The sequence below is a fragment of the Pseudomonas sp. BN607 genome, assembly GCF_029871175.1.
In the GTDB taxonomy this organism is placed as follows: domain Bacteria; phylum Pseudomonadota; class Gammaproteobacteria; order Pseudomonadales; family Pseudomonadaceae; genus Aquipseudomonas.
In genome coordinates, this window is record NZ_SSOE01000056.1 from 104319 (window position 1) to 117295 (window position 12977).

9 protein-coding genes are annotated in these 12977 nt (G+C 62.8%); 6 read left to right on the plus strand and 3 right to left on the minus strand.

The window, feature by feature from the left end:
* Positions 1-96 precede the first annotated feature (96 nt).
* Positions 97-1716 carry an FMN-binding glutamate synthase family protein gene (locus E8E68_RS14405; protein WP_280342395.1) on the plus strand — a complete coding sequence of 540 codons (1620 nt, stop codon included), beginning with the start codon at positions 97-99 and terminating at the stop codon, positions 1714-1716.
* A 40-nt stretch (positions 1717-1756) separates the two neighbouring features.
* Here the strand turns inward: E8E68_RS14405 and E8E68_RS14410 are convergent, their stop codons facing one another.
* On the minus strand, positions 1757-3175 hold the full coding sequence (locus E8E68_RS14410) for an amino acid permease (protein WP_110742752.1): 1419 nt from the start codon (positions 3173-3175) through the stop codon (positions 1757-1759).
* A gap of 368 nt (positions 3176-3543) precedes the next feature.
* Between E8E68_RS14410 and E8E68_RS14415 the strand changes: the two genes are divergently transcribed.
* The 3 genes from E8E68_RS14415 (at position 3544) to E8E68_RS14425 (ending at position 8082) form a co-directional block, all read left to right on the plus strand.
* Positions 3544-6693 (plus strand): transglycosylase domain-containing protein, encoded by a 3150-nt coding sequence (locus E8E68_RS14415; RefSeq protein ID WP_266028790.1) that lies wholly within the window; start codon positions 3544-3546, stop codon positions 6691-6693.
* Positions 6694-6782: 89 nt separating this feature from the next.
* Entirely contained in the window at positions 6783-7328 is a 546-nt protein-coding gene (locus E8E68_RS14420) for a PadR family transcriptional regulator (RefSeq protein ID WP_280342400.1), read from the plus strand.
* Positions 7321-8082, plus strand: coding sequence for a siderophore-interacting protein (locus E8E68_RS14425; RefSeq protein ID WP_266028792.1), 762 nt, complete (start codon positions 7321-7323; stop codon positions 8080-8082). Before E8E68_RS14420 ends, E8E68_RS14425 begins: the two co-directional genes overlap by 8 nt.
* A gap of 107 nt (positions 8083-8189) precedes the next feature.
* On the opposite strand, the gene E8E68_RS14430 is transcribed toward E8E68_RS14425, so the two are convergent.
* Together E8E68_RS14430 and E8E68_RS14435 are read right to left on the minus strand one after the other, a co-directional pair.
* Positions 8190-8825, minus strand: coding sequence for a Pr6Pr family membrane protein (locus E8E68_RS14430; RefSeq protein ID WP_110742744.1), 636 nt, complete (start codon positions 8823-8825; stop codon positions 8190-8192).
* A gap of 1 nt (position 8826) precedes the next feature.
* A complete protein-coding gene (locus E8E68_RS14435; RefSeq protein WP_003252112.1) occupies positions 8827-9048 on the minus strand; it encodes a VF530 family protein in 222 nt (73 codons plus the stop codon).
* Between the two features lie 164 nt (positions 9049-9212).
* Between E8E68_RS14435 and E8E68_RS14440 the strand changes: the two genes are divergently transcribed.
* Positions 9213-11252, plus strand: coding sequence for a TonB-dependent receptor (locus E8E68_RS14440; RefSeq protein WP_280342407.1), 2040 nt, complete (start codon positions 9213-9215; stop codon positions 11250-11252).
* Between the two features lie 386 nt (positions 11253-11638).
* Complete coding sequence (locus tag E8E68_RS14445; protein WP_266028794.1) at positions 11639-12973, plus strand: carbohydrate porin; 1335 nt, start codon at positions 11639-11641, stop codon at positions 12971-12973.
* The last annotated feature ends 4 nt before the right edge of the window (positions 12974-12977 follow it).

Consider the following 12977-nt stretch of genomic DNA (forward strand, 5'->3'; position numbering starts at 1 on the left):
CTACCCCGATTTTAATTTGCAGGGCCCGGCAACTTGGCTATGGTCGGGGTTTGCCTCCAGGCCCTGAGCCTGACCGCGCCATCGCAAGGACCCCGTATGAGCCTGTCACTTCTCAGCCGCTACGCCTTCTTCGCCGCCTGTGTTCTGTTCACCCTGGCGAGCCTGCCCTTCACCCACCACGAGTGGCTATGGCCGTTTACCCTGACCACCGGAATCCTCAGCCTGATAGGCCTGTTCGACCTGGTGCAGCAGCGCCACGCGGTACGCCGCAACTACCCGATCCTGGGCAACATCCGCTACCTGGTCGAGGCCATTCGCCCGGAAATCCGCCAGTACCTGCTGGAGTCAGACAGCGACGCCCTGCCGTTTTCCCGCGCGCAGCGCTCGCTGGTGTATGCCCGGGCCAAGAACGAAGCCTCGGACAAACCGTTCGGCACCCTGATCGACGTGTACGAGTCGGGCTTCGAGTTCATCGGCCACTCCATGCGCCCGGCGCCCCTGGCCGACCCATCCAGCTTCCGTATTGTCGTCGGCGGGCCACAGTGCAGCCAGCCGTATTCAGCGTCGATCTTCAATATCTCGGCAATGAGCTTCGGCTCGCTCAGCGCCAATGCCATCCGCGCGCTGAACCAAGGCGCAAAGCTGGGCAATTTCCACCATGACACCGGCGAGGGCAGCATCAGCCCGTACCACCGCGAACACGGTGGTGACCTGGTCTGGGAACTGGGCAGCGGCTACTTCGGTTGCCGCACGCCAGACGGGCGCTTCGACCCCGAGCGCTTCGCCGCCCAGGCGCGCACCCCGCAGGTACGCATGATCGAGATCAAGATGAGCCAGGGCGCCAAGCCCGGCCATGGCGGCATCCTGCCCAAACACAAGGTCACCCGGGAAATTGCCGAAACCCGTGGCGTGCTGATGGGCGAAGACTGCATCTCGCCATCACGCCACAGCGCCTTCTCCACCCCCATCGAGATGATGCAGTTCATTGCCCAGCTGCGTGAGCTGTCTGGCGGCAAGCCGGTGGGCTTCAAGTTCTGCCTGGGCCATCCGTGGGAGTTCATGGGCATCGCCAAGGCCATGCTGGAAACCGGCATCCTGCCAGATTTCATCGTCGTCGATGGCAAGGAAGGCGGCACCGGTGCGGCGCCTGTGGAGTTCACTGACCATATCGGCGTGCCGCTGCGTGAAGGCCTGCTGTTCGTGCACAACACCCTGGTCGGGCTGAACCTGCGGGACAAGATCAAGCTGGGCGCCAGCGGCAAGATCGTCAGCGCGTTCGACATCGCCAGCGTGCTGGCCATTGGTGCCGACTGGGCCAACTCGGCGCGCGGCTTCATGTTCGCCATCGGCTGTATCCAGTCGCAGAGCTGCCACACCAACAAGTGCCCGACCGGCGTAGCCACGCAAGACCCGTTGCGCCAGCGTGCGCTGGTGGTGCCGGACAAGGCACAACGGGTGTTGAACTTCCACCACAACACCTTGCGGGCCCTGGCAGAAATGCTTGCCGCCGCGGGCCTGGAGCACCCGGCACAACTGGAGGCCAAGCACTTGGTGCGGCGCATCTCGGCGACCGAGATCAAGCTGTTCTCGCAGATGCATGTGTTCTTGAAACCGGGTGAGTTGCTGACCGGCGAAGTGAATGGCCAGTTCTATTCACGAATGTGGCAACTGGCGCGGGCGGACAGCTTTGAGCCGCACAGTGAGGTGGCGGCCTGACAGGGCGCCGGGGCCGCGAAACGGCCCCGGCTATTTCACATCAGGAAGCGCTACTGGCCACTCCCTGCACCTCTTTCGGCGCCAGGCGGAAGGTGTAATACAGCACCGTCAACAGCACCAGGAAGGCCGGGCCGATATACAGCGCCACCCGGGTATCCTCGAAGTAGGCCATCAGGCCAACCACCAGCACCAGGAAGGCCAGGGCCAGGTACGAGCTCAGCGGCCACAGCCACATGCGGTACTTCAGCCCCTTGCGCTCGGCAACGGTGAGGCTGGCACGGAATTTCAACTGCGCCAGCAGGATCATCACCCAGGTCCAGATCGCACCGAAGGTGGCGATCGAAGTTACCCAGACGAACACCTTCTCGGGCACCAGGTAGTTGGCCAGCACGCCCAGCAGCAGCGCGCCGATCGACAGCAGCAGCGCATTGCGTGGGACGCCGTTCTTCGAGGTACGGGCGAAGGCCGCTGGCGCCTGGCCGTTCTGCGCCAGGCTGTAGAGCATGCGCCCGGTGCTGAAGATACCGCCGTTGCACGACGACAGTGCCGCAGTGATGACCACGAAGTTGATGATGCCGGCAGCGGTCTTGATGCCGAGGCGCTCGAATGTCATGACGAACGGGCTGCCTTGGCTGCCGATTTCGTTCCACGGGTAGATCGACAGGATCACGAACAGCGCACCCACGTAGAACAGCAGGATGCGCCAGAACACCGAGCCGATTGCCTGCGGAATGGTCTTTTGAGGGTTGCGCGCTTCACCTGCGGTCAGGCCGATCATTTCCACGCCCAGATAGGCGAACATCACCATCTGCAGCGACATCAGTACCCCGGTCACGCCATTGGGCATGAAGCCGCCGTTGCTCCACAGGTTGGAGATCCCCACTGCCACACCGTCATTGCCAAAGCCGAAAGCAATGATGCCGATGCCGCCGAGGACCATGGCGATGATGGTGACGATCTTGATCAGGGCGAACCAGAACTCGAATTCACCGAAGGCCTTCACCGCCACCAGGTTGACCGCCCCCATGCTGCCAAGCGCCGCCAAGGCCCAGATCCAGCGTGGTACGTCGGGGAACCAGATGCCCATGTAGATGGCCACCGCAGTGATTTCGGCAACGCAGGTAACCAGCCACAGGAACCAGTAGTTCCAACCGGTGAGGAAACCCGCCAGCGGGCCGAGGTAGTCCTGGGCATAACGGCTGAACGAGCCGGCGACTGGGTTGTGCACGGCCATTTCGCCAAGGGCGCGCATGATCACCAGAATGGCCAGGCCGCCGATGATGTAGGACAGCATGATGGCAGGGCCGGCCATTTCAATGGCCTTGGCCGAACCCAGGAAAAGACCGACACCGATACAGGCGCCCAGCGCCATCAGACGAATGTGCCGTTCGCCCAGTTCGCGCTTGAGCGGGCCGCCTTCAGTGGCATGGCCGTGGGCAGGGTGGTTGCCGACTGGCATAGCAATACAACCTCATTTTGTTATTGGATTGACCTTCGTGCAGCAGCGGCCCTGCCGATAGGCGTGGCGTTGGCTTGCCAGGCCTGCCTTGTGGGCCGGCCCGTGTGCCGGGCTAGAGCGCTCGGCAAGGCGAAGGGGGCCAGCAGTATAGGAAGACCGTTGCAGGGATTTTCGCTGTATATACAGGAATAATCAGCGAGTTCTCCGGGCCCGCGGCACCATAGCAACATCCACGCATGAAGGAACCCACACCAAAGCCGCATAGCCCTACACCACGTTTCTTCACTTCCGACAAATTTTTCACCCTACCCGCTCAACGTCTAAGCTTCAGGCAAGCAAGACGAAAACACCTGGCCGGATAGAAGACTATGGGCGCACTGTGGCAATCGGAACCAAGCAGAACGGAAGCACCCGAGATACCTCCGGCCGAGACGCCACAACCGAAGTCCCCTCGTCAACGTCGGCTGTGGTGGCGGCTGATCCTCCTTATCCTGCTGGTCGCACTGGTGGCCGTCGGCTTCGCTGCCTATGACGAGTTCCGCACCTCGGAGCTGCAATCGCGCGAATTCAGCAAACTGGCCGGCACCCTGACCTATTCGCTGCAACCTGGCCCCAGCGATGCCATCGTCTACCCCGGGGACGGGCCTTTCGACAAGCGCCTGGGCTACAGCGCCCTGGGCGAATTCCTGCCGCGCTTGCTTAAACGCGACTACCTCATAAGCGAGCAGGTGAAGTTCTCGCCGGCGTTGATGAACTACGTCGATCATGGGCTGTTCGCGCCCTATATCGAAAAAATCCAGGCCGGCCTCTCGATTACCGACTGCCGCGGCGACATGCTTTACCAGTACAACTACCCGCAGCACCTGTACCCGGACTTTGCGGCAATCCCGCCGGTGATGGTCAACAGCCTGCTGTTCATCGAGAACCGCGACCTGCTCGATACCAAAGACCCACGCAACAACCCGGCCGTGGACTGGCCGCGCTTTGCCAAGGCCGCCTACAGCCAGATAGCCAAGTACCTGGCGCTGCCCGGGCAGTCAGCCGGCGGCAGCACGCTGGCCACGCAGCTGGAAAAGTATCGCCACTCACCGGACGGCCTGACCGTGTCGGGCGCCGAGAAAATCCGCCAGATGATTTCTGCCAGCGTGCGGGCCTATCAGGGCGGCCCCGACACCACTGAGGCGCGCCAGCGTATCGTGCGTGACTACCTCAACAGCGTGCCGCTGTCGGCCGTGCCTGGGCATGGTGAAGTGCATGGCATGGCCGAGGGCCTGCGGGTGTGGTACGGCGCCGACTTCGACCAGGTCAACCAGGCCCTGACCTCCACCGCCAGCGACCCGCAAAGCATGGCCGCACGCGGCCTGGCCCTGCGCCAGGTGCTGTCGCTGATGATTGCCCAACGCCGCCCCTCACACTACTTGTCCAAGGGCCGGGTCGAGCTGGCCGAACTGACCGACGCGCACATCCGCGTGCTCGCCGCCAACAAGGTCATCGAGCAACCGCTGGCCGACGCCGCACTGGCCAGCAAGGCGGTGTACCGCGACTGGGTCGCACAGCCGACCATCGTGCCGATCGTCACCAACAAAGGCATCAGCCTGGCGCGAAACCGCCTGGCAGCCATGCTCAACCGCCCACTGTACGACCTGGACCGACTCGACGTGTCGGCCACCAGTACGTTACAGGCCGACCTGCAATTGCAGGTCAGCCAGTACCTGAAAAACCTGGCAGATCCGGCCTTCGCAGCGCAGATCGGCCTGATCGGCGAACGCCTGCTCACCGCCAAGACGACCGACCAGGTGAGCTACAGCTTCACCCTGTTCGAACGCACCGCCGACGGCTCGCGGGTGCGCGTGCAGACTGACAGCACCAACCAGCCCTTCGACATCAACGAAGGCAGCAAGCTGGAACTGGGCTCGACCGCCAAGCTGCGGGTACTTACCACTTACCTGGAGATCATCGCTGAACTGCATGACAAGTACGCCGGCAAGCCGGCCGCCGAACTGAAGAAAGTCGAGGTCGCCGAGCTTGACCGCATCACCCAGTGGTCGCTGGAATGGCTGACGCAGAACAGCAAGAACCAAAGCCTGGATGCCATGCTGGATGCCGCGCTGGAACGCAAGTACTCGGCCAACACCGGCGAGGCGTTCTTCACGGGCGGCGGCATGCACGTGTTCAACAACTTCCGCAAGGAAGACAACAGCCGCAACCCGACCCTCAAGGACGCCTTGCGTGAGTCGATCAACCTGCCGTTCATCCGCCTGATGCGCGACCTGGTGCGCTACGTGACCTACCAGCAGCCGTACAACCGTGTGCCGCTGCTGAAGGATGACGCCGACCCACGCCGCCAGGAATACCTGGCCCGATTCGCCGACAAGGAAGGCACCAACTACCTGATGCGTTTCTGGAAGAAATACCAGCGCAAAACTTCCCAGCAACGCCTGGATACCTTCCTCGACAGCATGCGCGTGACGCCGCAGCGGCTGGCGGCAGTGCACCGGTACCTGTTCCCGGAGGCGGGCCAGGAAACCTTCAATGCCTTCGTCCGTGCCCATATCAAGGGTGACAAGATTGCCCTGGGCAAACTGACCGACGGCCGCCTGTCGGAGATGTACGAGGCCTACGGTCCGGGCAAGTACGACTTGCCCGACCAGGGCTACATCGCCAAGGTCCACCCGCTGGACCTGTGGCTGCTCGGCTACCTGCTGAAGAACCCGAGTTCGACCCTGAGCGAAATGGTCAACGCCAGCCGTTTCGAGCGCCAGGAGGTGTATGGCTGGCTGTTCAAGAGCCGCCACCAGGGCGCCCGTGACAGCCGCATCCGCACCATGGTCGAGATCGAAGCGTTCCTCGACATCCACCAGCGCTGGAAGCGAGTAGGCTACCCGTTCGACCACCTGGTGCCTTCGCTGGCTACCGCCATCGGCAGTTCCGGCGACCGCCCCGCCGCCCTCTCCGAACTGGTCGGGATCATTCAGAACGACGGCGTCCGCCTGCCGACCCTGCGTATCGATACCCTGCACTTTGCTGCCAACACCCCCTACGAAACCAAGCTCATCACCGACCCGGACCGGGGCGTACGGATTCTGCCGGTGGAAGTGGCGCGGGCGCTCAAGGGGGCCATGTCGCAAGTGGTCGATGCCGGTACCGCGCGGCGTATTTCTGGCAGCTTCAAATTGCAGGACGGCACGCCTCTGGTAATGGGTGGCAAGACCGGTACTGGTGACAACCGCATCGAAAGCTTTGGTGCTGGCGGGCGCCTGATCGGCTCGCGTTCGCTCAACCGTACCGCAACGTTCGTGTTCTTCCTCGGCGACAACCACTTCGGCACGCTGACCGCGTTCGTCCCGGGGCGCTCGGCGGAAGCGTTCAAATTCACCTCGGCGCTACCGGTACAGGTGCTCAAGGGGATGGCGCCGATCCTGATGCCGTACTTGCAGCCGGGCAACCCGAATGAGTGCAAGCCGCCAGAAGTGGCGCTTACCCCGGCAACGGCAAAAGGGGTTACATCGAATAACTAGATGATAATCATCGGCAATTGAGGGCTAGTCTTTAGATATATCTTGAGTAATATCTTACGATATATCGCAAAGACGGAGCCCCATCCCCCATGCGCGAACACACACACCATGATCCCTTCGAGCGGCGCCCCGGCCGTGGCGAGCGTGGCCCCCGCGTTTTCGCGCCCGGTGACCTCAAGCTGCTGATGCTGGACCTGCTCGCCGATCAGCCTGGCCACGGCTACGACCTGATCCGCCAGATCGAAAACCTGTTCGACGGCAGCTACAGCCCCAGCCCCGGGGTGATCTACCCGACGTTGAATTTTCTTGAAGAAGCCGAACTGATCAGCGGCCAGGTGCAGGGCAGCAAGCGCCTGTATGCCATCACCGATGCTGGCCGCAGAGCCCTGGGTGAGCAGGCCGTGGCGCTGGACGGCGTGCGCATGCGCATCGAAGTCAGCAAGCGTGCCCTGCGCGGCCACGACCGCCCGCCAGAAATCCATGAAGCGGTCGGCAACCTGCGCCACGCACTGCACATGCACAGCGGCCGCTGGACCCCTGAAGAAATCGAACGGGTTCGCGACCTGCTCAACCATACCGCCAAGGCCATCGCCTCCGGGCCGGCAGAACCTGTCATGGAGAATGCCCATGAGTGACACCATTCACCGCGTCAACCACGAGATCCGCCAGCGTCGCCTGCACGTGCTGCGGGTCACCGACCTGACCCCGCGCATGCGCCGCGTCACCTTGGGTGGCGCCGAACTGCAAGGCTTCACCAGCCTGGGCAGCGACGACCACATCAAGCTGTTGTTCGCTGAGACGCCGGAGCAGCAGCAGGCCATCGAAGCCCGTAACCTGGGCAAGGATGGTGGCACCCGGCCAACCATGCGCGAATACACGCCACGGCGCATCGACCTGGTGGCCAATGAACTGGACATCGACTTCGTGTTGCACGGCGACGGCCCGGCTTCTACATGGGCCGCGCAGGCCGCGCCCGGGCAAACCCTGAACATTGCGGGGCCGCGGGCTTCACTGGTGGTGCCGGATATCTTCGACAGCTACCTGCTGATCGGTGATGAAACGGCCATTCCGGCGATTGGCCGGCGCCTGGAAGAACTGCCGGCAGGTCGCCAGGTGCTGGCGGTGATCCAGATCGAAGACGAGCAGGAGCGCCAGCCACTGCCGAGCATGGCGCAGGTCGAAGTGATCTGGGTGCGTAGGCAGCAGGAAGATCTGCTCGCACTGGTGAAGAAACTGACCTTGCCCCAAGGCCGGTTGTATGGCTGGGTGGCGCTGGAAAAAGCCCTGACCCGCCAGGCCAAGGCACTGCTGCTGGAGAAGGGCGTGCCTGAGGATGCGCTGAAGGCTGCAGCCTACTGGCGTGCCGACGGGACTGCGGAAGACGAGTGATCCGGGTGCCGTCCCAGGCCTATCGCCGGCACGCCTGCCCTCACAGTAATCGTACAGCCCTAGAAGGCTGTTGGGGGCTGGCTTGCCGGCGATAGGGCCTGTGCAGGCTAAGCCAATCTGCTCAAACCCCGCCACTTGTCCAGCCCCAGCAACACCAACCCTATCCCCCAGAAGCCTGCCAGCACCCCGATGGCATTGAGCAACACCTGCCCATACCCCAAGTTCGCCACATCAATGAACGGGTAGGCATACATGCCGATCTCACTCCCCCGCCACAACGCATAGCCAAAGTACACCGCCGGGTACAGCGCCCACAGCGCCAGGTGCCATAGGCGCAGCCTGCCCTTGGGTACCTCGCACCACCAGTACAAGGCGTACAGCAGTGGCATGACGTCGTGCAGCAACTCGTCAGCCAGCCATTGCCAACCCTGTGGTTGCCACAAATGGCGCAGCAACACGCTATAGGCAAGCGCCACCAGGACGATGCTGGTGGCCACCGCAGAGCTCACCGGCGGCGACAGGAAAAAACGCTTGGCCCGACCTTCCCGGCCAAACGCCGCATAACTAAGTACCGTCGCCACCAAGGTGTTGGTCAGCACGGTGAAGTAACCGAACACATTGATCAGGCCGCCGACAAGACTGGCCTGCTCCTGCCATCGCGCTATCAGCACCAAGTACACCTGCACGGCCAGGCCGAACCAGCCCAGCACGGCCATGCTGGTCAACCAGGGACGGCGTGGCATGTCAGGCCTGGCGCTGCAGTTTCACGTACAGCTGCTCCACCTTTTCCCGCGCCCATGGCGTTTTGCGCAGAAAAGTCAGGCTCGACTTGATGGTCGGGTTGCTCTTGAAACAGCGCACGTCTATGCGCTCGGCCAGGCCCTGCCATTGGTAGTGCGCCACCAGCTCGGTGAGGATCTGTTCAAGGGTCTTGCCGTGCAGCGCGTTGTGTTGGGCCGTGCTCATGCTGTACTCCGTAGGAAAGATGCGCACCTTACACGAGTGTAGTGGCGGGTGGGATCAGTCATGACGACAGAAAAATCGCTGGCCATGGGCAAAACCTATGTGCTGAAATAGTTATGTTATGTTGTAACACTATAAAAGCCTCTGCCAAGGAACGCCCCATCCCCATGCTGTACTCACCGCTTCGCCTCTCTCCTCTCGCCGTTGCGCTCTGGCTGGCCTCATCGCCAAGCCAGGCCGTAGAGCTCGAACCCCAGGTCATCACCGCCAACCCGCTGGGCAACAGCCAACTGGCGGCTCCCAGCACCGTGCTCGAAGGCGACAACCTGCTGCAACAGCAGCACGGCAGCCTTGGTGAAACCCTGAACAAGCAGCCCGGTGTCGCCTCTACCTGGTTCGGCCCTGGCGCCAGCCGACCGGTCATTCGCGGCCTGGACGGCGACCGCATCCGCATTCTGCGCAACGGCGTCGGCGCCCTGGATGCCTCGTCGCTGTCCTACGACCACGCCGTACCCCTGGACCCGGTGACGGTCGACCGTGTCGAAATCGTCCGTGGCCCGGCCGCCTTGCTGTATGGCGGCAATGCCATCGGTGGCGTGGTCAACACCTTCGACAACCGCATCCCGGACTCGCCGATCGAGGGCATCCACGGTGCCGGTGAACTGCGCTACGGCGGCGCCGACACCACCCGCAGCAGCGCCGGCAAGCTGGAGGCCGGCAACGGCGCCTTCGCCCTGCACCTGGACGCCAACAGCCGCCAGTTCAACGACCTGCGCATCCCGGGCTACGCACGCAGCGCCAAAGTGCGCGATGCCGACGAGCCCGGTAGCAAACACCGCCTGGAAAACAGCGACGGCCGCCAGGACGGCGGGGCAATCGGTGGTGCCTACCACTGGGACCACGGCTACGCCGGCCTGTCGTACAGCCGCTACGACAGCAACTACGGCTCGGTGGCCGAGTCCGGCGTGCGCCTGGACATGAAGCAGGATCACTACGCCTTCGCCTCCGAGCTGCGCGACCTCGACGGCCCGTTCAGCTCGGTCAAGGTAGATGCCGGCTACACCGACTACGAACACAGCGAAATCGAGGAAGGCGAGGTCCATACCACCTTCAAGAACAAGGGCTACGAAGCCCGCATCGAAGCCCGCCACCAGCCGCTCGGGCCGATTGAAGGGGTGATCGGTGCCCAGGTCAGCCGCAACGAATTCTCTGCCCTGGGCGAGGAAGCCTTCGTCCCGCAAACCGATACCGACAGCCTGGCGCTGTTCATGCTGGAGCAGTGGCAAGCCACCGAACGCCTGAACCTCAGCCTGGGCGCGCGTATGGAGCACACCCGCGTAGACCCGGACGCCAAAGGTAACGAGAACTTCGTCGACGCCGACAGCGCCAGCAGCTTCAACGCCTTCAGCCTGTCTTCAGGCGCGGTGTACCAGCTCGACCCGGTCTGGTCGCTGGCGGCCAACCTCGGCTACACCGAGCGCGCCCCAACGTTCTACGAGTTGTATGCCAACGGCGCCCACGTGGCCACCGGTGCTTATGAAGTTGGCGATGCCAGCCTGAACAAGGAAAAGGCCATTTCCGCTGACCTGGCGCTGCGCTTCGACAACGGCACCCACAAGGGCAGTGTTGGGGTGTTCTACAGCCACTTTCGCAACTACATCGGCCTGATCGGCACCGGCAACCTGCGTGAGGGCGGGCATGATCACGATCATGACGAAGATGACCACGATCATGACGACGGCTACCCGGAATATCAGTACCAAGGTGTGCGGGCGCGCTTCTACGGAATCGAAGCCCAGGACCGCTGGCAACTGCTCGAAAACCGTTACGGCAGCTTTGCGTTGGAGTTGTCTGGTGATTACACCCGGGCCAAGAACCTGGACAGCGGCGAGCCACTGCCACGCATCGCCCCGCTGCGCCTGAACAGCGGCCTGGTCTGGGAACTGGATCGCTGGCAGGCGCGGGTAGACGTGCAGCACGCTTCGTCGCAGCACCGCAAGCCGGCCAACGAAACCAGCACCGATGGCTACACCACGCTGGGGGCCAGCGTTGGCTACCGCTTCGAGGTTGGCCAGAGCCAGTGGCTGGCATTCGTACGCGGCGAAAACCTGACCGACCAGACTGTGCGCTATGCCAGCTCGATTCTGCGCGATATCGCACCGGCGCCGGGGCGCAGTGTGGAAGTGGGGTTGCGTACGACCTTCTGAAACAGAAGCGACGAAGACGGGTGTGGGAGAGTCTATGTTTTCTGGCAATGGCATCAGGGTTGCCAAGTGCCCGTCACAGCCTCTTCAGCGCCTGTGAGATCGAGCGCCGCCCGCGCGGCGGTCGATCTCGCAGGCGCTGAAGATCTTGTGGCCAACATCTGTCAGCCCTTATGCGATCTCTGTGGCGGGTTCACCCGGCCACGACTGTTGCCAGTTCAGCAACAATCAACTGCGACAATTTGTCTTTTTTTCTTACAACTTCCCCTATATCCTCCCCGCCGGAAGCTGAAACGCTTCACTTCACCCTCTTGTCGTCATATCCATTGAAGGGCCTGCCCTTCGATGCGCTTACCGTTTTTTCCATAATCAGAAGATAGCGCTATCTCATGCTCCAACTGCCCAAATCCTGTTACATCGGCCTTGCCCTCAGCGCCTTGGCAACCCCCGTCGGCGCCAGCGAAATGTTCGCCAGCGACTCCCCGTGGATGCTCGGCGACTGGGGCGGCACCCGCAGCCAGTTGCTGGAACGAGGCTATGACTTCACCCTTGGCTACACCGGCGAGATGGGCAGCAACCTGCGCGGCGGCTACGACCATGATCGCACCGCGCGCTACAGCGACCAGTTCACCTTTGGCAGCCACCTTGACCTGGACAAGATCCTCGGCTGGCACGACACCGAGGTGCAGCTGACCATCACCGAGCGCCACGGCGACAACATCAGCAACGACCGCATCAACGACCCGCGCGTCGGCGGCTTCACTTCGGCACAGGAAGTCTGGGGCCGCGGCGAAACCTGGCGGCTGACGCAGCTGTGGATCAAGCAGAAGTACTTCGATGGCGCGCTGGATGTGAAATTCGGCCGCTTCGGTGAGGGCGAGGACTTCAACAGTTTCCCTTGCGACTTCCAGAACCTGGCTTTCTGCGGCTCGCAGGTTGGCAACTGGGTAGGCGGTATCTGGTACAACTGGCCGGTCAGCCAGTGGGCCTTGCGCGTGCGCTACAACCTCAACCCCGAGCTGTACGCCCAGGTCGGGGTGTTCGAACAGAACCCCTCCAACCTCGAGTCGGGCAACGGTTTCAAGCTCAGCGGCAGCGGCACCCAGGGCGCGGTCATGCCGATCGAACTGGTATGGAGCCCACGTATCCAAGGCCTGAAAGGGGAATATCGCGCCGGCTACTACTACAGTAATGCCAAGGCACAAGATGTTCTCAAGGACAGCAACGGCCAGCCGGCAGCCCTCAGCGGCGCCGCCTACCGCAGCAGCTCGAGCAAGCACGGCTTGTGGATCGGCGCCCAGCAGCAGGTCACTTCGCTGGCATCCGACCAGTCGCGTGGCCTGAGCTTGTTCGCCAACGCCACGGTGCACGACAAGAAGACCAATGCCATCGACAACTATGTGCAGGCAGGATTGGTATACAAAGGGCCCTTCGACGCCCGCGCCAAGGACGACATCGGTTTCGCCCTCGCCCGCGTGCACGTCAACCCCGCCTACCGCAAGAACGCCCGCCTGGCCAACCAGGCCGCAGGCATCGACGACTATGACAACCCTGGTTTCCTGCCCGTGCAGGACACCGAGTACAGCGCCGAGCTGTACTACGGCATTCATCTGGCCGACTGGCTCACGGTACGCCCCAACCTGCAGTACATCCGCCACCCGGGCGGGGTGTCGCAGGTCGATGGCGCCCTGATCGGCGGCCTGAAGATCCAGAGCAGTTTCTAACCCC